19 protein-coding genes and 1 tRNA gene are annotated in these 19,819 nt (G+C 60.2%); 9 read left to right on the forward strand and 11 right to left on the reverse strand.

All coding sequences use genetic code 11. The annotated features are described in order from the left end of the window. Positions 1-276: 276 nt before the first annotated feature. Genes rpmB through rpsN form a run of 3 tightly spaced genes read left to right on the forward strand, consistent with a single transcriptional unit; the run spans position 277 to position 991 of the window. Positions 277-513: a 50S ribosomal protein L28 gene (gene rpmB, locus BKA12_RS11620; protein WP_183644053.1), complete on the forward strand. Its 237-nt coding sequence runs from the start codon at positions 277-279 to the stop codon at positions 511-513. Next, entirely contained in the window at positions 513-680 is a 168-nt protein-coding gene (gene rpmG, locus BKA12_RS11625; protein ID WP_071894794.1) for a 50S ribosomal protein L33, read from the forward strand. Before rpmB ends, rpmG begins: the two co-directional genes overlap by 1 nt. 5 nt (positions 681-685) lie before the next feature. Then, positions 686-991 (forward strand): 30S ribosomal protein S14, encoded by a 306-nt coding sequence (rpsN, locus tag BKA12_RS11630; RefSeq protein ID WP_183644056.1) that lies wholly within the window; start codon positions 686-688, stop codon positions 989-991. Positions 992-1,111: 120 nt separating this feature from the next. On the opposite strand, the gene BKA12_RS11635 is transcribed toward rpsN, so the two are convergent. Continuing rightward, a complete protein-coding gene (locus BKA12_RS11635) occupies positions 1,112-2,272 on the reverse strand; it encodes an IS1249 family transposase (protein ID WP_183639812.1) in 1,161 nt (386 codons plus the stop codon). A gap of 512 nt (positions 2,273-2,784) precedes the next feature. Between BKA12_RS11635 and BKA12_RS11640 the strand changes: the two genes are divergently transcribed. The 5 genes from BKA12_RS11640 to BKA12_RS11660 all read left to right on the forward strand — a co-directional run bounded on the left by BKA12_RS11640 (position 2,785) and on the right by BKA12_RS11660 (position 9,071). Next, positions 2,785-3,069, forward strand: a complete 285-nt coding sequence (locus tag BKA12_RS11640; RefSeq protein WP_271395329.1) for an HU family DNA-binding protein — start codon at positions 2,785-2,787, stop codon at positions 3,067-3,069. A 156-nt stretch (positions 3,070-3,225) separates the two neighbouring features. Next, complete coding sequence (locus tag BKA12_RS11645; protein WP_183644062.1) at positions 3,226-3,873, forward strand: copper resistance CopC family protein; 648 nt, start codon at positions 3,226-3,228, stop codon at positions 3,871-3,873. Beyond that, complete coding sequence (locus tag BKA12_RS11650; protein WP_183644065.1) at positions 3,873-6,110, forward strand: cytochrome c oxidase assembly protein; 2,238 nt, start codon at positions 3,873-3,875, stop codon at positions 6,108-6,110. The genes BKA12_RS11645 and BKA12_RS11650 overlap by 1 nt, the downstream gene beginning before the upstream one ends. Before the next feature lie 15 nt (positions 6,111-6,125). Then, positions 6,126-6,929 carry a hypothetical protein gene (locus BKA12_RS11655; RefSeq protein WP_183644068.1) on the forward strand — a complete coding sequence of 268 codons (804 nt, stop codon included), beginning with the start codon at positions 6,126-6,128 and terminating at the stop codon, positions 6,927-6,929. 144 nt (positions 6,930-7,073) lie between these two features. Beyond that, a complete protein-coding gene (locus tag BKA12_RS11660; RefSeq protein WP_183644071.1) occupies positions 7,074-9,071 on the forward strand; it encodes an NHL domain-containing thioredoxin family protein in 1,998 nt (665 codons plus the stop codon). 70 nt (positions 9,072-9,141) lie between these two features. Here BKA12_RS11660 and BKA12_RS11665 read toward each other — a convergent pair whose 3' ends face one another. The 9 genes from BKA12_RS11665 to BKA12_RS11705 all read right to left on the reverse strand — a co-directional run bounded on the left by BKA12_RS11665 (position 9,142) and on the right by BKA12_RS11705 (position 17,653). After that, positions 9,142-10,257, reverse strand: a complete 1,116-nt coding sequence (locus tag BKA12_RS11665; protein ID WP_183644075.1) for a hypothetical protein — start codon at positions 10,255-10,257, stop codon at positions 9,142-9,144. 6 nt (positions 10,258-10,263) lie between these two features. After that, complete coding sequence (locus BKA12_RS11670) at positions 10,264-11,913, reverse strand: helicase HerA-like domain-containing protein (RefSeq protein ID WP_183644078.1); 1,650 nt, start codon at positions 11,911-11,913, stop codon at positions 10,264-10,266. Positions 11,914-11,932: 19 nt separating this feature from the next. Continuing rightward, entirely contained in the window at positions 11,933-12,859 is a 927-nt protein-coding gene (locus tag BKA12_RS11675) for an AEC family transporter (RefSeq protein ID WP_183644081.1), read from the reverse strand. A gap of 73 nt (positions 12,860-12,932) precedes the next feature. Then, a tRNA-Gly gene (locus BKA12_RS11680) sits at positions 12,933-13,006 on the reverse strand. 45 nt (positions 13,007-13,051) lie between these two features. Beyond that, positions 13,052-14,245, reverse strand: a complete 1,194-nt coding sequence (locus BKA12_RS11685; RefSeq protein WP_183644084.1) for a cation:proton antiporter — start codon at positions 14,243-14,245, stop codon at positions 13,052-13,054. 4 nt (positions 14,246-14,249) lie between these two features. Continuing rightward, positions 14,250-14,732: a cation:proton antiporter regulatory subunit gene (locus BKA12_RS11690; protein ID WP_183644087.1), complete on the reverse strand. Its 483-nt coding sequence runs from the start codon at positions 14,730-14,732 to the stop codon at positions 14,250-14,252. Positions 14,733-14,761: 29 nt separating this feature from the next. Beyond that, positions 14,762-15,277, reverse strand: coding sequence for an SseB family protein (locus BKA12_RS11695; RefSeq protein WP_183644090.1), 516 nt, complete (start codon positions 15,275-15,277; stop codon positions 14,762-14,764). Positions 15,278-15,344: 67 nt separating this feature from the next. Next, positions 15,345-16,667 carry a D-alanyl-D-alanine carboxypeptidase family protein gene (locus tag BKA12_RS11700; protein ID WP_183644093.1) on the reverse strand — a complete coding sequence of 441 codons (1,323 nt, stop codon included), beginning with the start codon at positions 16,665-16,667 and terminating at the stop codon, positions 15,345-15,347. A gap of 101 nt (positions 16,668-16,768) precedes the next feature. Beyond that, positions 16,769-17,653, reverse strand: coding sequence for a M15 family metallopeptidase (locus BKA12_RS11705; protein WP_183644097.1), 885 nt, complete (start codon positions 17,651-17,653; stop codon positions 16,769-16,771). An 89-nt stretch (positions 17,654-17,742) separates the two neighbouring features. Between BKA12_RS11705 and dcd the strand changes: the two genes are divergently transcribed. Beyond that, a complete protein-coding gene (gene dcd, locus BKA12_RS11710) occupies positions 17,743-18,324 on the forward strand; it encodes a dCTP deaminase (RefSeq protein WP_183644100.1) in 582 nt (193 codons plus the stop codon). 47 nt (positions 18,325-18,371) lie between these two features. Here the strand turns inward: dcd and BKA12_RS11715 are convergent, their stop codons facing one another. Continuing rightward, positions 18,372-19,724 (reverse strand): MFS transporter, encoded by a 1,353-nt coding sequence (locus BKA12_RS11715; RefSeq protein WP_183644103.1) that lies wholly within the window; start codon positions 19,722-19,724, stop codon positions 18,372-18,374. Positions 19,725-19,819 lie beyond the last annotated feature (95 nt).

Genomic DNA, 19,819 nt, shown 5'->3' on the forward strand with positions numbered 1-19,819 from the left:
CTTAATGCTCTAAGATGGTAAGGCGTTAAGTCGCGTCAACTTGCTGTGTCCTTTGGACTTGCGAAGGCGCGGCAACCCGTACATCCGAAATCGTCGGCGCCCCGAGTAGGGAAAAATGCTCGAATAGCTGATGAGTTCACCGTGTTTTCGCGCTTGAGGCGCTTCGGCTGGTTCTCACCCAGCCTGGTTTCCTTCAACGAAGTCGCAGTAAACGGTGTCACAACTGGATTGGCGGGGTTACCCGTCAATTATTTACTACTACTTGGAGGAGTGATCATGGCAGCTGTATGCCAGGTGACTGGTGCAGTTCCGGGATTCGGACACAGCATCTCCCACTCGCACCGCCGCAACAAGCGTCGGTTCGACCCAAACATTCAGAAGAAGCGTTACTTTGTGCCGTCTTTGCGCCGCAACGTGACCTTGACCTTGTCCGCTAAGGGCATCAAGACCATCGACGCCCGTGGCATCGATGCTGTTGTTGCAGAACTTCTCGCGAAGGGTGTGAAGCTCTAATGGCAAAGGACAAGGACGTACGTCCCATCATTAAGCTCAAGTCCACTGCGGGCACGGGCTACACCTACGTCACGCGTAAGAACCGTCGTAACGACCCTGACCGTATGGTCTTGAAGAAGTTCGATCCCGTGATCCGTAAGCACGTCGAATTCCGAGAGGAGCGCTAAGAACAATGGCTAAGAAGTCCAAGATTGCTCGTAACGAGCAGCGCAAGGTCATCGTTGAGCGCTACGCCGAAAAGCGTCTTGCCCTCAAGAAGGCTCTCATCGATCCAAACTCGACCGATGAGCAGCGTGAAGAGGCTCGTTTGGGCCTCCAGAAGCTTCCTCGTAACGCTTCGCCGGTTCGCCTTCGCAACCGCGACGCCATCGACGGTCGCCCACGCGGTACCTTCCAGAAGTTCGGCATCTCCCGTATTCGCTTCCGCGATATGGCTCACCGCGGTGAGCTTCCGGGCATCACGAAGTCTTCTTGGTAAGCCCTTAGCAGGCTAACCACGTCGAAAGGCTCCTCCTTCGGGAGGGGCCTTTTGTTGTGTTTCCGAGCGCACTACTGGGGTTATAGGACATAAATGTGTGTCTGGGTCGGGCGTGTCTTTTTAGGAGGCGCGGCCGGCCCATCCTTTTCGGTGCCAGAGTCCTTCGTTTGCGTTGAGTCCTGTTCCGAGTTCTGCGGGTCCGATGTGTTCCTCGATTTCTTGCGTGTAGGCGACGGGCTCGTAGTGTTCTTTTTTGATGAGTTGGTGGGCTGGTGCTGGGTTCTGGGAGTGCTTGTAGAGGAACCATTCCACGGCTCGTTTAGCGTGCTCAGGGGTCAGTCCGCGATGGTTGCGTAGAAGATTGCGTAGCTGCGCGTTGATGCCTCCTTCGATCCTGTTCGTTGTTGATGAGGCGTTCCGTGAGCGGTGCTCGTCTTTGAGATAGGTGAACAGGACTTCTTGTTGGCTGGCGCGCTCGAGGAGTTGGTAGGCCTTGCGTAGCCGGTCGTGTGTGAACCACCAGCGCTGGTGCGGCCTCACGCTTTGCGGCAGCGAACCACGGTGGTGCGAACGGTAGGTTTTCTCGTTCAGCATCTGGTGATGTTTTCCGTGCCACTGGTTGAGTGCAAGTAGCCATGCACGCGCTTGATCCTGGCTCGTGATCCGTGTCAGGGCAAGGGAAATAGCCCGTAGTTCGCGGCCCGCGGTCGTGCGGGGGCGCATCGTGATCAGCACGCGCACGTTGCGTTGAATATGCACCAGGCAGCGTTGAACAGGGGTCTCGGGCCAGCAATGTTTCAGCGCGGATGCCAGCCCGGAACCACCATCAATCACGACCAAATCTGGTGCGGGGAAACGAGTTAGGAGCTGTTCCCACGCCACGCGTTTTTCCGTGTCACACCATTGATAACCGATGACGTGTTCGCCAGCGATCGCGATCAAGCAACACCAGGAACCGAGATAGATGCCGTCGAGCTGGACTTCCGGATAGATCTCTCCGGTGACCTCGATCGCGGGAGTAATGTTCCAGCACCAGTGTGTGGAGCGACGAAACGAGCGTGGATCCACGCCCTGAGCGACTTGGGATTGAGTCTTGTTTCCCAGCAGCCATTCCAGGAATCGGGAGAGCTCGTGGCGTCGACGCACGTCGACGCGTTGTATCCGTTCAGAACTACTCGCGCCACACGATTTACAGCGATACCTGGTAGCTCCAGCACTCGTGGAACCGTTCCTTTTCAGCCCGCCACCACACAGGACGCATAAACGCTCGTTGTCAACCACGCTTCCCGAATAAACAACGAAAAGTATGCCAACACCCGTTTAGCCGCGCCGATAAAGGCAACCAAGCCCCATCAGACACACTTTAATGTCCTATAACCCCACTACTGTGTACATCGCCAGGCGCAGCACCGCATGCGCGTCTGACCGCATTCCCGCTTTCCGGATGCCCTCACGGGGAGGGTCCTCGAGGTGTTTCCCACCCCCATGCGTCGTGAATGTTGCGTGAACGTCGTCTCAGCGCCAACGTTGGCGCAACAATCACGACGGTCAGCGACAAAAGGCGCCTGCAGGCAACTTGACGACAGCCAGTCAAATGAGAATTATCCGCAATAAGGGCCGAAAGTGACCAAAAAAGCGCCCTGAACCTGCGGAAAACCAAAGAAATTGGCTGTTTTCAGCGAAAATCGGGCGTGTCTCCTGTGAAGTGCTGGTAGTTTCTGACTCAGAAGTCCTCGTAACCGCGGGGCATCCGGGTCATCAGACCGGGAACGATCAGTCCAGGAGGACACATAGTGGCTATGAATCGTAGCGAACTCGAGGCAGCCGTCGCGAAGAAGACGGGCAACAGCCAGACTGCAGTCAAGGCCGTACTTGACGCCGTATTCGACGTTTTCGTCGAGCAGGTCTCGCAGGGCGAAAAGGTTTCCATCCCAGGTTGGCTCGCCGTTGAGCGCACCGAGCGTGCAGCTCGCACCGGCCGCAACCCACAGACCGGCGAAACCATCCAGATCCCAGCTGGCTACTCGGTGAAGCTCACCGCTGGCTCCAAGCTCAAGGCTGCTGCTTCCGGCAAGTAAGCCACAGCTCCCGAAGGGGAGTCTTTCCGAAGGACGTCGCGTTGTATGCGCGACGTCCTTCTTTTTTGCCGATTTTCGACCTCGCGTAGAATTGACGGACGACTGCGCGCGGTCTCGCGGCGCGTCAGAACATAGTTGGGTGTTGAGGAGTTTTTCATGGTGCAGGCAGCGTCCGCAGGCCGTCTAGGCAGGGTTCTACGTCAGCTGGCGGCGATTGCGGCCATTGCATTCGCCGGAGCCATGGTTGCTCCGGGAGCTTTCGCCCACGATCAACTCATTGGCAGCGACCCCGTTAACGGTTCCACGGTCAAGACCGCCCCGAATGCAATCGTCCTGATGTACAGTGCTGAGCTCAAGAACATTGGCACCTCGGTTGTGCTGCAGGATGCGCAGGGCAAGAAGTACGACGCCGTAGCTGCCGCCTCCGGAGCGAACCTGACGGTTGGGGTTCGGGATGCGTTGGGCGCTGGAAACTACACGCTCGAGTGGCGCGTCGTCTCGAGCGATGGACACCCGATCGAGGGAACCACGGCTAACGGCCAAGCCATCACGTTCAGCGTGAGCGGCGGTGCGGCTTCCTCGTCCGCTGCAAGCTCCGCCGCTTCTGAAACGGGAACCGCCGGCACCTCGGCATCTAGCTCGGCACCGGCAAGCTCTGCCTCTGCTTCCAGTGCTGCGTCTAACCCCGTTCAGGAAGCCGCGCAGAACTCCGGCGTGAGCCCGTGGCTGATCGGCATTGTTGCCGGTCTGGCTGTCATCGCGGCTGTCGCTACCCTCATCGCCAAGAACCGGAAGCGTAATTAGTGCCTCGCAAATCATGGACGGTTGCACTTGCGGCCGTCATCTTTGGAATCATCGTCACCGCGGCATCCCTGGTGCTGAGCGGCGGCTCGGCGCCAGCAACGCTTGGTGATCCGGGCCCGCTGACGCGGTGGGGACTTCCCATTGCAACCTTCGTGAACCACGCGGCCATGGCGCTGACCATCGGCGCACTCGCGTTCGGGGCGGCGATTGTTCCGCGCTCCACCAAACCTATTCGTGCACGGGCGAGCGCTCGCGTCGTCGTCGTTCCTGAATCCAAGCCGAAGGCCGCTGCCAACGTAAGTAGCGCGGCGACACAAACCGCAACCGAAGCTGGTTCTCAGATCGCCGGTGCGGAGGCCGCCGCGAAGGACAACGACTTCCGCGCAGAAATTCCTGCCAAGTCCACCGATGGCGGCTCCGTCCACCCAGCGTTCGACGCCACCATGGCAGTCGCCGGATACGCCGGCGTCACGTGGACCGTGGCAGCGGCGGCGACTCTTGTGCTGATGTTCTCGAGCGTCTCCGGTCTTCCACTGAGCGGTAGCTCGACCTTCACCGCTGCGCTCGTGGACTACATCTTCAACATTTCACTGGGCCAAGCGTGGGGATGGATGGTGCTCATCGCAGCCGTCACCGCTTCGCTGGCCTTTGCCGTTCGTGGACCCGCCTGGATCGCGGCCACCGCGGTACTTGGCACCGCAGGAATCTTGCCGATCGCACTGACTGGCCACACGCAAGGCGGCAACGACCACTGGGGCGCCGTCAACGCGCTCGGTCTGCACTTGCTCGGCGTGTACTTGTGGGCGGGCGGCATCGGCACGCTCGCGCTCATTTCCCGCAGCCTTCAGGGGCAGGCTCCTGGACGCTTCACGGACATCAAGAACAAGGCTCAGCGTCCCCTGACGGCCGGTTTGGTGCTCAAGCGCTTCTCTGACATCGCATTCGTGGCCATTGTGGTGGTGACGCTCTCGGGCATTATCAGCGCGTGGATCCGCATGGAGCGATTTGAGGATCTCTTCACGCCCTATGGCGGACTCGTCATCACCAAAGCGCTGCTCACGCTGGCTCTCGGCATCCTTGGCCTCATGCACCGCACGCGCGTGATCGGAAAGCTCAACGCAGGGGATAGCACCCCGCTGGCTTCGGCCTGGCGCCTGATCTTCGCTGAAGTCCTGGTCATGGCCGCTGTCATTGGCGTGGCAGCTGTGCTGGGCCGGACGGCGACTCCTGTCCCGCAGGAACTTCCGCCAGCTGCATCGCCGGCACGTATTCTGACCGGCTACGACCTCCCGCCGGCCCTCGGCATTGGCGAATGGTTCACGGTCTGGCGCTGGGACTGGCTCTGGGTCGCCGTCGTCATCTTCCTCGGTGTTGCCTACGCCAAGTGGATGCACACGCTCTCGAAGCGCGGTGACTCTTGGAACATTGGCCGCGCTATCTCGTGGTACGTGGGCTTGGCGCTCTTGACCTACGTGACCAGCGGTTCGCCTGCGGTCTATGGAATGGTGCTGATCTCGATGCACATGGTGGCGCACATGGCGCTGACAATGGTGGTCCCGATCTTCCTGGTGGTGGGTGCCCCGATGACATTGGCACTGCGGGCCATGCGCCCTCGCACGGACGGAACGCGTGGACCGCGCGAATGGATGCTGGCCTTCATTCACTCGAAGTACTCGCAAGTCGTCACGCACCCGCTCTTCGCGGCAGCGAACTTCGCCGGCTCCATCATCATTTTCTACAACACGGACCTCTTCGGTTTCGCGTTGCGTGAGCACGTGGGCCACGAGCTCATGAATGTGCACTTCTTGCTTACGGGCTACATTTTCGCGCTGAACATGATTGGCATCGATCCGCTGCCAGCGCGCTTGCCGCACCCGTTCCGCTTGATTCTTCTCATTGCCACCATGGTGTTCCACGCGTTCTTCGCGGTGTCCCTTATGAACTCCAACATGCTTTTGCAAGCAGACTGGTTTGGCTCGATGGGCCGTCCGTGGGGAAGCCCGCCGATGGAGGACCAGCAGCTGGGCACAGCGGCCATGTGGGGCATTGGCGAAGTGCCTACGCTCTTCTTGGCGTTGGGTGTGGCCATCGCGTGGCTGCGCTCTGACACGAAAGCTGCCAAGCGCGAGGACCGTCGCGCTGACGCCAATCACGACGCTGATTTGGAAGCGTACAACCGCATGTTCGAGCAGTACGCCGAACATGACCAGACCATCGATCAACGGCGAGGACGCTAGGCGATGCACCCACACATGAAGCCCACCTCTCACGTGCACCGTCTGCGGACTGGCGCCGTCGTACTAGCCCTCTCGCTCAGTCTTGCGGCGTGCGGAAATTCCGGGAGCGATTCCCAGAACGACGCCGCCAACTCGGCTCACGCCGCGGCCTCGGCTTCGAAGTCCGCAGCGAGCGCCAGCAATGATGCGGTCGTGAACTCGCGCGCTGGCGTGGCCGTTTCCACCGGAATTTCGCAGGCTGCGAGCTTCGGTTTCAACACCGCGCGCGGCGCGACGGCTGAAGAGCTGGCCGAGCTGCGCAAGCCGCCGACGGACGCCATGAAGGGCGTCAACGTTATTCCGGATACGTGCAAGCAATCCGTCGAAGACTTGAACTGGTCACCAGCGCAGAGCAGCGATGAAGCGGCCCGCACGGACTTCGCACAGAACAGCACGATTGTCACGGGATCCGTGGAGGTCGCCAAACTTCAGGATGAGAAGTCCTTCGCTGCGTATCAGGCCGCCGTGGAGAACCTACAGACCACGTGCCGGTCGATTTCTTTGTCTATCGTCTCGGAGAAGTCTGCCGACACGTACCCGTTCACCGCGGTCAAGCCTGCAACGAAGGCGGATAGCTCCGCCGACGGCAAGGTCGACTCCGCCATCCTGTGGACGCGCGGCCGCATGGACCAAGACATCCGGCAGCAGTCCTTGGTCCTGGTGGGCCAGAAGGACGGCTACGTTGCGATGGTGTCCTTTGTGGGACTAGACAAAATCACGGATAAGCAGTTCACCGAGATGGCGCAAGCGATCCTGAAAGCAACGCTCGCCGGGCTCTAAGCCGCGATTCTTTTTGGGGGAGCCGCGGAACAATTTCGAGGCTCTTCGAGTTAGTGAGTAGTGAATCGTCACGCGAAACAATTCCACTGCACTTTTCGCACATAATGGACGGACAGCAGACGTCAGCCGACAGCTAGGAGCATCATGACGACCACCGACAATCTTCGCAGCACTTCCCGCGTACGAGCCTCAGCGCTCGAGGGTCGCAACTGGCTCAACACCGGTGGTAAACAGCTGAATCTGGAAGATCTCCGCGGCAAGATCGTCCTCTTGGACTTCTGGACGTTCTGCTGCATCAACTGCTTGCACGTGCTGGACGAATTGCGTCCGCTCGAAGAGAAGTACCGCGACGTCCTGGTGACCGTGGGCGTGCACTCCCCGAAGTTTGAACACGAAGCTGACCCGGTAGCGCTTGCCGCCGCCGTGGAGCGCTACGAAATTCACCACCCGGTCCTCGATGACCCAGAGCTCAAGACGTGGCAGTCCTACGCGGCACGCGCGTGGCCAACCCTTGTGGTGGTGGATCCTGAAGGCACCATCGTGGCGCACTTGTCCGGCGAAGGTCACGCGAACGGCCTCGAGGTCCTCGTGGAAGAGCTCATTGCCGAGCATGAGGCCAAGGGCACGCTGCACCGCGGTGACGGTCCCTACGTTGCACCTCCAGCCCGCGAAGGCGACCTGCGCTTCCCTGGCAAGGTCGTGGCGCTGCGCGACGGAGGCTTCCTCGTGGGCGACTCCGGCCACCACCGCATCGTCGAGTTGGATCAGGACTTGCGCACGGTTCGCCGTGTGATCGGCGCCGGCATCAAGGGTTTCGCTGATTCGCCGAAGGATTACGACGCCGCTGGATCGCCTCAGGGTGCAGGCTCGGATCAGTCCGGTGTTGATCAGTCCGGTGGAGCGCAATTCAATGAACCTCAAGGCTTGGCCCTCCTCCCGGAGGATGTGGCAGCCAAGGTGGGCTACGACGTCGTAGTGGCCGATACCGTCAATCACCGCCTCCGCGGCATTTCCCTGGCAACGGGTGCCGTGCGCACGCTCGCTGGAAACGGTGTGCAGCGCTTGCTGGACACCGAACAGGCTCGCAAGGAAGCTCCCGGAATCGGCGTGAACTTGGCCGAGGGTCTGGCTGCTGGCGCGCTTGAGGTTTCGCTGTCTTCCCCATGGGACGTGGTGTGGTCTGAAAAGGCACAGCGCGTGATCGTGGCGATGGCTGGCACGCACCAGATCTTCTCCTTTGATCCTGTGTCCGGGGCCGTGGCGGTCTTTGCCGGTTCCGGTTTGGAAGGCCTCGAGGACGGCGCTGCCGAGACCTCGTGGTTCGCGCAGACCTCCGGCTTGGCCACTGATGCGGCTGGCGACATCTGGTTGGCCGACGCCGAGACCTCGGCGCTGCGTGTTTTGCGTGTGGGCGACGACGGCGCTGTGACGGCCGTTGAGACGCTCGTGGGTCAGGGACTGTACGACTTTGGCTTCCAAGACGGCGCAGCCACTGACGCTCGCTTCCAGCACCCTCTGGGTGTGACGGTGCTGCCGGATGGTTCCGTGGCTGTTGCTGACACCTACAACGGGGCTGTGCGCCGCGTTGATCTTGCCTCCGGCGAAGTTTCCACGCTGGCGCGTGGATTGGCTGAGCCATCCGACGTCTTGTTGGACGATTCCGTGGACGGCGAGCCCGTGCTGTTGATCGTGGAGACCAACCGCCACGAACTCGTGCGCATCCCGTTGCCTAAGGAAGCGCTGCGCGTGGATGAGGGTTCTGCCCAGGTCACGCGTCCTCGCACGCCCGTGGCAGCTGGCGAGCACCAGCTCGTGGTGCGCTTTGCCGCTCCGAAGGGCCAGAAGCTCGATGACCGATGGGGCGATCCCACGCAGCTGAAGATTTCCTCGTCGCCCGAGAACTTGCTCGTAGAAGGCGCTGGAACGTCCGTGGGCCTGACGCGCACGCTCGTCTTGAACCCCAATGTCCCCGAAGGCGTTCTGCACATCACCGCCCGTGCGGCAGCCTGCGATGGCGAGCCAGGCGGAGAGATCCCAGATCACGCAGCATGCCACTTGTACCAGCAGGACTGGGGCATCCCCGTGCTCTTGGCTGAGGATGGCGCCACCGAGCTTGAGCTCGATCTGCGCGGCGTGAACTAACCGAAGCTCTTTCGGGAAGCACCAACTTCACAGACCTAGGACCTTGGGGGCATGTGCCCGGTGAGGGGTCCTAGGTCTTGTTGTTGGGGTCGTAATCGAACGCGTCCGGGGTGACCGTCACGCGGTTGCCGTTGACCGTCACGGCCGCTGAGAACTCAAACGGGTCCTCTTCTTGGACCGTGGCACGTTCGCCTGAATCCAGATCCTGCTCTTCCAGTGCAATCTTCGCCCGGCCATGGAGCCGTTCCACTTCCCAGCCCTTCGGCGTCAGGGTCACCTCTGCCTCGGGATACTGCAGGATCTCCCACTTGATGGTGGAGGAGCGCACGCGAGCGTTCGTGTCATAGTTCATGGGGCAACCAGCCGGCTTCAGCACTTGGCGACTAGCGCACTCGTCCAAGTAGCTCTTGAGCTGGGCGTCAATGTAGTCAGAGAGCGAGTCGCTGGCCTCTGCGCCCAAAGAAATCTTGGGTGCGGCTTGGTCGAAGCTCGTGATGGCCTGTTGCTTCTGCGGACCCTTGATGAACTTGGTCTCGTAGGACGCGTTCACCATTGCCGGAGGCAGCACGGGATAGCTTTGTGCTTTCCATGCTGGACCGCCGTCCTTGGGCTTGCCGCCGTCAGCGGTCAGCGGGGATGCCGAACCGTTGACGTCCACTTGAGGCGAATACTGAGCCTGCACTGTGGCGGTGGGCAACGTGACCGGAACGAATTCCCAATGGTCGAAGAACAGCCAATCCGTCCTCGTCTTCTGCAACCTAAACGTGGTCTGTTGCTCGGTAGACCCCATCTTGTAGGTCGCCGTCACCGTGCGCTGATCTGGGTCAGAAGCGCTTCCAGCCGTCACGAAGTCGAGGTTAGAAGTGTCGAGTCCTTTCAGGGACGCCTTGAATGGCTCGCCGCTCAATAAGACCGCGTCCCCGGTAGGAACTTTTGCCTTGAGAAGTCCCAAGACACGATCACTGCGGCCCGACTGCAGCAACTCAAAATACTGAGATACCTGCCTCTCCGGGCCAAAGTAGGTCTGATTCACGCTAGTGATAGCAATCGTCGATCCAGCGATCGACAGCGCGCAGGCTCCCGCCCAGAACCACGGACTCTTGAGGATGTTGCTCTTGGGAGCGCGTGATTCCGGGGGAGCGGACGCCGAGACTTCGGGGGACTCTGCTACTGAATCTTCCGTCATGCAGGCCTAGCGACGGCGGCGGCGCGTGCCGAAAATGCCACGCAAGAACTCGCGGCCCAGCTGGTTCGCGACATCGAGAGCTACGTCCATGACCACGTTGTCCTGCTTCTTCGGGCGAGACTTGGGAGCCTCTGCCTGTGGTGCGGGCGCTTCTTGAGGAGCCTGCTGCGGAGCCGGAGGCACCGAGGCGGGACGGCCCAGAATGTCTTCTTCGATGCGACGCGCCTCGTCCTGAACGCTTCCGGCGGGCTGGCCCTGAGCGTTGGGAGCTTGAGCCGATTCGCCCGTAGCAGGAACACTCGCGGCGGCACCATTGAGCTTCTCGAACGCCGAGACGCCATCTACGGCGGTGCCGTATTGGCTGAGTAGGGGTGAGGCCTGGACGGTGCTCGTGACGATGGTTGCGTCTGATGCGCCCATCTGGGAACGAGGCGTCCACATCTTGGTCCAGGCCACCGGGGTTGGCGCACCGGACTCGTTCATGACGGTCACGATAGCCTCACCGGTACCGGCCTGCGTGAGGGCCTCTTCGAGGTCGTAGTCAGAGGTCGGGAATGTGGAGATGGTCTGCTTGAGAGCCTTTGCATCATCCGGCGTAAAAGCGCGCAGTGCGTGCTGAACGCGGTTGGCGAGCTGGCCCAGTACGTCCCCGGGAACGTCCTTCGGGGTCTGGGTGACGAAGAAGATGCCAACGCCCTTGGAACGGATCAAACGCACCGTGGTCATGATGGACTCAAGGAACGCGTTGGATGCGCCACGGAAGAGCAAGTGAGCTTCGTCTAGGAAGAACACAAGCTTTGGCTTTTCAACGTCGCCGACTTCTGGGAGCTCCGAGAACAAGTCTGCGAGTAGCCACATCAAGAAGGTCGAGAACAACAGCGGCTTCTCGAGAAGCGTCGAGAGCTCAAGGCTCGAGATGACGCCGCGGCCGTCAGGTGCCTGACGCAACAGCTCTGCTGTGTTGAATTCCGGCTCGCCAAAGAACTTTTCCATGCCCTGAGCTTCCAGAGTGATGAGCTCACGCAGGATGACGCCAGCCGTCGCCTTGGACAGTCCGCCGAGGTCCTTGAGTTCGTCCTTGCCCTCGTCGCTCGTGAGATGAGAAATCACCGCACGGAGATCCTTGAGGTCAATCAGCTCGAGGCCCTTCTTGTCCGCGTAGTGGAAGATGAGCTGGAGGCTGGACTCTTGGGTTTCGTTGAGTTCAAGAATGCGGGCAAGAAGAATGGGGCCAAAGCTCGTGATGGTGGCACGGACAGGAATGCCGTTGCCGTCGCCGCCGAGGGCAAAGTACTCCACAGGGTAGTTCTTGGCTTCCCACTGCATGCCCACGCTCTGGGTGCGCTGCAACAGCTTTTCGCTGCTGGTCCCCGCAGTGGAGAGGCCCGTGAGGTCGCCCTTGACATCAGAAACGAAGACAGGAACGCCCGCTTCAGAGAGCTGCTCCGTGAGCACCTGGAGGGTGATGGTCTTGCCCGTACCTGTAGCGCCGGCTACCAAGCCGTGGCGGTTCATCATGCCGAGTGGCAAGCGTACAAGGGCATCCGGATATACCTGGTCCTCAACCTTTGCAGCGCCCAAGACAATGGACGGCTCGGTGAAGGTGTAGCCGGAACGGATCTTTTCTACGTGATCTGAAGCATTGGTCGTAGCCATGCGACTAGCTTACTTTTCTTCACTGAAAAATCACGGCGACCGCGACCATTGCGGGAATCGCGCCGATCGTGGTGATGAGAACGGTGTCCTTCGCCAAGGTCACGCCCTTGTTGTAACGAGAGGCATTGACGAACACGTTCTGCGCGGTGGGCAAGGATGCCATCACAATCGCCGAGAGCAACAATTCCCCCTCCAGACGGAAGATGAAGGCGGCGATGAGCCACGCGACGATCGGATGAAGGATGAGCTTCATGGCGCTCGCCACGAGGACGTCTTTGTTGAACGGGGAGCTCTTCGCGAGCGGTCGAGAATCCACCAAGGAGATGCCAAACGCGATCAGCATGGCAGGGATCGAGGCGCCCGCAATGAGGTCGATGGGATCCTTCAAGACCTGCGGAATTTCTACTTGCATCAACGCCACCGCGAGGCCCGAGAGGGAACCCACAATCATGGGGTTCCGGAAGGACTGGCCAATGATGGACCGCAAGGTTGTGGGATTCTTGCTGGTGGCAGCATCCAGCATGGCAAGGTTGATCGGCGTCAGGATCGCGAGCTGAAACAGGATCACGGGAGCCGCGTGGCCGATGTCGCCGAGGACATAGATGGCGATCGGCATACCGAGGTTCGCCGAATTCACAGTAGCCGCAGACATGGCGCCAACGGTTTGATCAGCCAAGTTCCGCTTAAACCACCACTTGGTGGTCAGGATATAGATGCCCATGATGAGGAACGCGCTAATGAGCGCCACCCACAAGAGTGGACCCAGGACGGACAGCGGATCTGACTCAGACAGCGTCTTGAACAACAAGGCAGGGGACGCGACGAAGAACGTCAAACGATTCAGGGTAACCCGAGCATCAGGGCCAAGAATGCCTTTCTTGCCAACGAAGAAGCCCACCAAAATGACGGCCCACACCACGGCAAATCCGGAAAATACCCCGAGCACTTCAACATCCCTTTCCCTGGCGGTGCAACACGAAGCACGGCACGCAACATCAGCGATTATCAAGAATTGGATGTGGAGCAGGCGACGGGAATCGAACCCGCGTGTCCAGCTTGGGAAGCTGGCGCTCTACCATTGAGCTACGTCCGCAAGTGCCCGCCGTCCGTTCGTGACAGCGGGCTTGACCAGAATAGCCTAGCCAGGAGCCTTTTTTCCGGTGGCGCGCGGACGCCCATAGCCCACCTTCTGGGCTAGCGGCTCGGCGAAACGGGCGATGATGGGACCCATGATCGCCAGCAGCATCACGTAGGCGGTAGCTAGTGCCGCGAGTTGCGCGGGGACCGCTCCTGAGGACACACCCAGGCCGGCGATGATGATCGAGAACTCGCCGCGAGCCACCAGCGCAGTACCAGCGCGTATCTGGCCGAGCTTGGCCACGCCAGCTCGGCGGGCCGCCCAACCGCCGGTAAAAATCTTCGTCACCGTAGTGATGATTGCCAGCAATAGCGCTGGAATGAGAACTGGGGGCATCGCCGTCGGATCCGTATTGATACCGAACAACACGAAGAACATCGCCGCGAACAAATCCCGCAACGGCTCCAAGACGCGCGTAGCCGAGTGGGCCGTGGCGCCGGAAATAGCAATGCCCAACAAGAACGCGCCGACCGCGGCGGAAACCTGGAGGCTTGCCGCGATGCCCGCCACGAGGAGCGCCGCGCCAATGAGTTTGAGCAGGAAGTTTTCGCGATCCTCGGAATGGAGCATCCGCGAAATGAAAGCGCCGTAGCGCAGGGCCAGCACCAACACCAAGGACACGGTCAGCAGGGCGACGCCCACGGCGCGCAGTCCGCCGAAGAAGCTCACGCCTGCCAACATGGCCGTCAGAATTGGCAGGTAGACCGCCATCGCGAGGTCTTCGATCACGAGGATCGATAGGATGGTGGGAGTCTCGCGGTTACCCAAGCGGCCCAAGTCACCCAGAACTTTGGCGATGATGCCAGAGGACGAAATCCAGCTCACGCCGCCCATAACGACGGCCGCTACGGGACCCCACCCCAGCATGAGCGCAAGCACCGCGCCCGGAGTGAAGTTCAGGACAAAGTCCACAATTCCGGCGGCCCACGTCTGCCGCAGGCCCGTAACCAGTTCTTTCGCGGTGTACTCGAGGCCCAACATGAGCAGCAACAGCACCACGCCGAGCTCGCTCGCGATATGCCCAAATTCTTCAATGCCAGTGACCGGTATGAAGCCGCCGTGACCGAAGAGCAGGCCGCCCACCAGATACAGCGGCACTGGCGAAATGCCCATGCGCGCGGCTAATCGACCCAGAACTCCAAGACCTAAGAAAATGGCTCCGAGTTCAATCAGGACAAGGGCGGTTGGGTCCACAGAGTCAGCCTTCGTGCAGGATTTGCGAGGCAGCCTTGATGCCGCGAGGGGTTCCCACTACGACGACGACGTCCCCGGCAAGCAGGTCAGTTTCCGGCCCAGGGGAGGGAATGACGTGAGCGCCGCGTACTAACGCCACGATCGAGACGCCGGTGCGGGTACGCAAGCGGGTGGCCCCGAGATCCTGCGCTGCATACGGGCTTTCGCGCGGCAATACGATTTGTTCTGTGCTGAGGCCCGCGAGGCCGCTTTGCTGGTTGGAAAGGTGCTGCACGAGCTGCGGTGCACCCAAGAGTGAACCGAGAGCGGCAGCTTCCTCCGTGGTCAGGGGAATTTCGGCGAGTGATGAATCTGGATCATCCTCTTGAGAGATCAGCAGATTCATTTCTCCGTTACGAAATTGGAGAACCCCCACCCGGCGACCGTTCGCCACCGTGATTTCACGGCGCGATCCGATTCCGGGTAGGGGCGTTTCTTCTACATTCATGCGGCCAGTGTATGCCGACCGCGCGTCACTTACGCGTCGGTGGCGTTTTGCGAGCCGTCCGGCTGGAAGTCCTGGCGGATTCCTGCAACGCCTTCTTCGCTGATTTCGAAGCCCAGCTCGAAGCCTGGGTTCAGCACCATGCCAGCGTTCTGGAGGTTGTCCACGACAGCCGCACCTACGACCTTGACGGCGAAAGGAGCCTGTTCAATGAACGTCGGTGGAATGCGGGTGGGGTGGGAGAAGAGTGCAATGACGTGCTTGCCGGCAGCGTTCTCCAACATCAATGGCGTCACGTTATCCGTCTCCGCAGTGACTTCGTCACGGGAGAGGAAGAAGATCTCGGACTGCAAGAAGGTGCCGATGACTTGGCCCGCGAGGGAATCATCGTGCTGGCTACGCTCAAGCAACGACTCGAGTGGCGTCAACGGCTGCGTGCCGTCGGTAGCCGACTCGGCAGCAGGCTGAGTAGGTGCGGCTGCCTGGCTTCCGCCGAAGAACTCGGGGGGAAGTGCGGCAGGGTTTGGGGACTGTGGCGTTTCGCTCATGTCTCCAGCCGATCACGAGTTGGTGCTCAACGCAACATGAACGCGCTAGATTCCGTCAAAGAGCGAACTACTTGGCGAGCTGACCCGTACCCACTACTACTCCCGTGGCGAGGCTCGTGGCACCGCGTTGGTAGTAGTAGATGGTGCTGCCTTTTTGAGCCAAGTACCCTGACGTTCCCGGCCCAGAAGCCCCGTTGACTCGGCGCACATTCGTCACGCCACTCAACCGGCCGTTAGTGCTGGTAGCGCTCGCAGACACCGTTCCCGTGCCGCTACCAAGATAGGCGACGGTCGCGGCTGGAGTGCTCACGAGTAGGTCCACAGCGCGGTCGTTGTTCCAATCAGCCGCGCTGATGCGCGCAGTAGTGGCGACCGTTCGAAGGATGGTCGGAGAACCGGCCAAGAAGTATCCGTTGCGCGAATACTTGCGCACCTTGCCGTCAGCACCGCGCACTGCGAGTTCTGGCAAGGCCCGCGAAGTCACGAACTTAGCAGCGACGAAGTCCGTCCCCGCGAGTCCGCGCGTGATCATGATGGCGGTCCCGAAGCCGCCGTATCGATTCCCGAGCAGGACGTACAAACGGCCAGCACCACTCACCCACATGACATCCAGAATGCCGTCGCTATTCCAGTCCACGGATTGCACTGCCGAGTTGCCGGTTCCCATACGGCTGACCACCGTCGTTGCGGCGCCCCACGTTCCATTGAACGCTGATGGCGAGGCCAGCAAATTGCCGGACACCACCCGAGTCAAAGCCGGGGTGTTCGGGATAGCCCGGCGAACGCCGTCGTAATAGTGCTCCAGGGTAGGTACGGCGAGCGAGCGCAATTCGAGTGCCCGTTTCACGCCCACATAGCGCAGGTGCCACGGTTCATACATGTAGCCCGTGGTGGCTTCGTAGCCCTTCGGGTAGCGAATCACGAAGCCGTAGCGATACGCATTGGCTGCCACCCATTTACCGGCCGCGGTGTCACCAAAGCAGGCAAGAAAACCGCAAGTACCGCTTGCGAGCCCAATATCCGCAGTGAGGCCGGTCTGATGCTCCGAATAGCCAGGCTTGGCGGAGATCCGGTTGGCGTACGTGACGCCATATTTCGCGACGTAGCTGTTGTAGAGCGAAGCCTGTTCGGAATATGAACGGTACGCCGAGGTCACGCGCAGGCTGTGACCCGCGGCTGTAGCGCCCGCAAAAAGTTTCTGAAGTTGGGTGCTCGTGACGGAGCGCAGCTTCCGGGTGGTGCCGGGATAAGTCACCAGATCTGGTGGCACATAAGTCAACGGTGACAACGGATGCGTCTTGTTGACTAGGACTTCTACGTTATTGGGATCCCGAATAATGGTGGCCGCCTGAGCGGGCGGCGTCAGCGTCAACGTGAGCGCGAGGCTCACGAAAACCGCCAAAACTGTTGAAAGAAGAGTTGGTTTCTGGGTGGTTCTGCGCTCGATTTTCCCCCGCATACATCAAGTCTAGATGCCGCCGGAGGACTTTTCTAGAGAGTGTTGAGAAACTCTTCGAGGGAGCCTTTGCCGGATTCCACGTAGGTGCGCGCATTCTCCACGCCGATGTAACGCAAGTGCCACGGCTCGAAGTTGTAGCCCGTGACGGCGACTTTGTCTTGCGGGTAACGGACAATGAATCCGAACTCGGCGGCGTGATCGGCTACCCACTGACCCCCGGGCATCTCACCGAAGCACCGGTGCAGGCTGCACTGCCCGTTGCTGTAACCAATGTCCGCCGCCAGCCCCGTTTGATGCTCGCTGGTGCCAGGGCGCGCCGAAATCTTCTCGGCGTACGCTGCTCCGTACTTGTTGGAATAACGCGTAAAGAGGTTCGCTTGCGCGTTGTAGGACCGGTATCCACTCTCAATGCGCAACGAATGCCCAGCCTGCGCTGCCGCGTTCAGCAATTCTTGAAAGTGGTCCGCAGCTTCCTTCACGAGGGTCTTGCCGGGAGCCAGTGACACGAGGTTTTGAGGCTTGAATTCCTTGGGCTCGAGCGGCAGATCCTTGCGCACCAAGACCAACAGCGGATCCGCACTAGCGTGCACTTGGGATGCGTCAAAGGTGCTGTCAGGGCCACCTTCGGCATGCTCGCTCGCGCTAGCGGCGGGGGATTCGGTTCCGGAATCCGTTGTGGAAGACGACGACGCAGCTCCAGTGAGTGGGGCCGTTGCGGTTGTCTGGGACGCGGCAGAGTTTTTCGCGATGGCTTGCTCGAGGGCCGTTTGGGCGGAACTTCGGGCTGCCGTGAACGCCGCCGTGACCAAGATGCTGAGCACCAGCAGGGCGATGCCAATGACAATAACCCCACGCTGCGTGAGATGCAGGGGCAACGAGGGGGAAGTGTCTTTGCGGTATCTGGCGCGACGTTTCATGGGAATCAAACTCAGTGTAGGTAGTCACGAATGAACCCGGTACACACCACGCTTAGTGTGAAGTGAAGCGTTGGCGGTATTTTGGATACGTGCTGCTTTCAGATCGCGATATTCGTACCGAGCTTGACTCCGGACGCGTCCAACTTGACCCTTACGATCCTCAGATGATCCAGCCTTCGAGCGTGGACGTCCGCATTGATCGCTGGTTCCGTCTTTTCGACAACCACAAGTACGCGCACATTGATCCTTCAGAGGATCAGCCTGAGCTCACGCGCCTTGTAGAAGTGGACCCCAACGAGCCGTTCATTCTGCACCCCGGAGAGTTCGTGTTGGGCGCCACGTATGAGCAGGTCACGCTGCCAAATGACATCGCTGCGCGACTCGAAGGTAAATCCTCGTTGGGCCGTCTTGGTCTCTTGACGCACTCCACCGCAGGCTTCATCGATCCTGGGTTCTCCGGACACATCACCTTGGAGCTCTCCAATATGGCGACGTTGCCCATCAAACTGTGGCCGGGTTCCAAGATTGGTCAGTTGTGCTTCTTCCGTTTGTCATCCGAAGCCGAGACGCCATACGGCTCTGGAGATAACAAGAACCGCTACCAAGGACAGCGTGGACCTACGGCTTCCCGTTCCTACATGAACTTCCACCGGACCATCATCGAGTCCTAACTCGGTCCGCTGGTCACTGCATTTCGTGCGCTAGAACTGTTCGCGTCCTAGCGTTGCTGGTGGGCGCGAGCGTGTGCCGGTGCCTTCACCGGAAGCAGCAACAGGAAGCCCGCGGCCAGCACCACCATGATGCCCAAGATTCCGTAACGCTGCGCGCCGCCATCCGGAAAGAAGTTCAAGGCGATGGCAACTGCTGCGGTGAAGAGGGACGGCGCCAAGAAGCTTACGGCGCGGCCGGTGGTGGCATACAGACCAAAGAGCTCACCTTCGCGGCCGCTCTCTGTGAGACGGGCAAGGTAGGCGCGAGACGAAGACTGCGCTGGTCCCACGAAGAGGCACAAGAACAGGCCGAAGACCCAGAAGCCTGCGGCTCCGGGGGAGAAGAACACTCCCAGACCGGCGATCAGTAGGCCGATCAGGGATCCCAGAATGACCTTCTTGGGGCCAATACGGTCATCGAGCCAGCCGCCGAACATCGCGCCAAGAGCGGCGACGACGTTTCCAACAATCGCGAAGATGATGACCTGAGACAGCGTGAACCCGAAGGTCACGGAGGCAATAACGCCGCCGAACGTGAAGACCGCGGCAAGACCGTCACGGAAAATGGCCGAGGAGATCAAGAACCAGACCGTGTGGCGATCCGTCTTCCACAAGTGAGTCACATGACGGAAGAGCTGTTGGTAGGACGCGAAGAATCCCACGCGCTCTTTGACGATGCCCTTGTTCTCAGGGACCGCGAAAAGTACGGGCAACCCGAAGATGAAGATCCAGAGTGCGCTGAAGATCGCCACTAAGCGGAGGTTGAGGGACTCTTCGCTCGAGGAGCCCCACCAGTCCACCACCGGCTGCACGAAGCCGAACAGTACGATCGCCAGCGCCACGATGCCGCCGAGGTAACCCATGCCCCAACCGAAGCCGGAGACTTGGCCGATAGTTTTGGGCGTAGAAATTTGGGTGAGCATCGCGTTGTAGTTGACGCTCGCGAATTCGCTGAACACATTGCCGGCTGCGATCAGGATGACGCCCATGAGCAAGAAGTTTGGAGACGGGTAAACGAAGAAACACAAGGCCGTCAGGGCTGCGATGAGGAAGGTGTTCACTCCCAGCCAAAAGCGACGCCGCCCACTCGAATCCGAGCGCTGGCCGATCACTGGAGCCAGCAAGGCGATGAGGACGCCAGCGATGGAAATGCCGGCGCCGAGGACCGCCGAGTTCTGATCTTCATTGCCGAACAGCGAACTGGTCAAATACACCGTAAATACAAAGGTGGTCATGACCGCGTTGAAGGCCGCGGACCCCCAGTCCCATGACGCCCATGCCCAAACTTGCTTCGTCAGAGTGCGCCGAGAAGGAACGATGTTTGCTGAGAATTCCGGCTGGTTCGCCGCGGAGAGGCTCATAGGTTCAGCCTAGTCAGTACCCGCGAGAAATTGCGCAATATTAGTGCTTTCGTCAAAGTGATTGCCCTCCAACTGTTAAGGTAAAAGGAAGGCTA

The sequence above is a fragment of the Neomicrococcus lactis genome (assembly GCF_014200305.1).
Classification (GTDB): domain Bacteria; phylum Actinomycetota; class Actinomycetes; order Actinomycetales; family Micrococcaceae; genus Neomicrococcus; species Neomicrococcus lactis.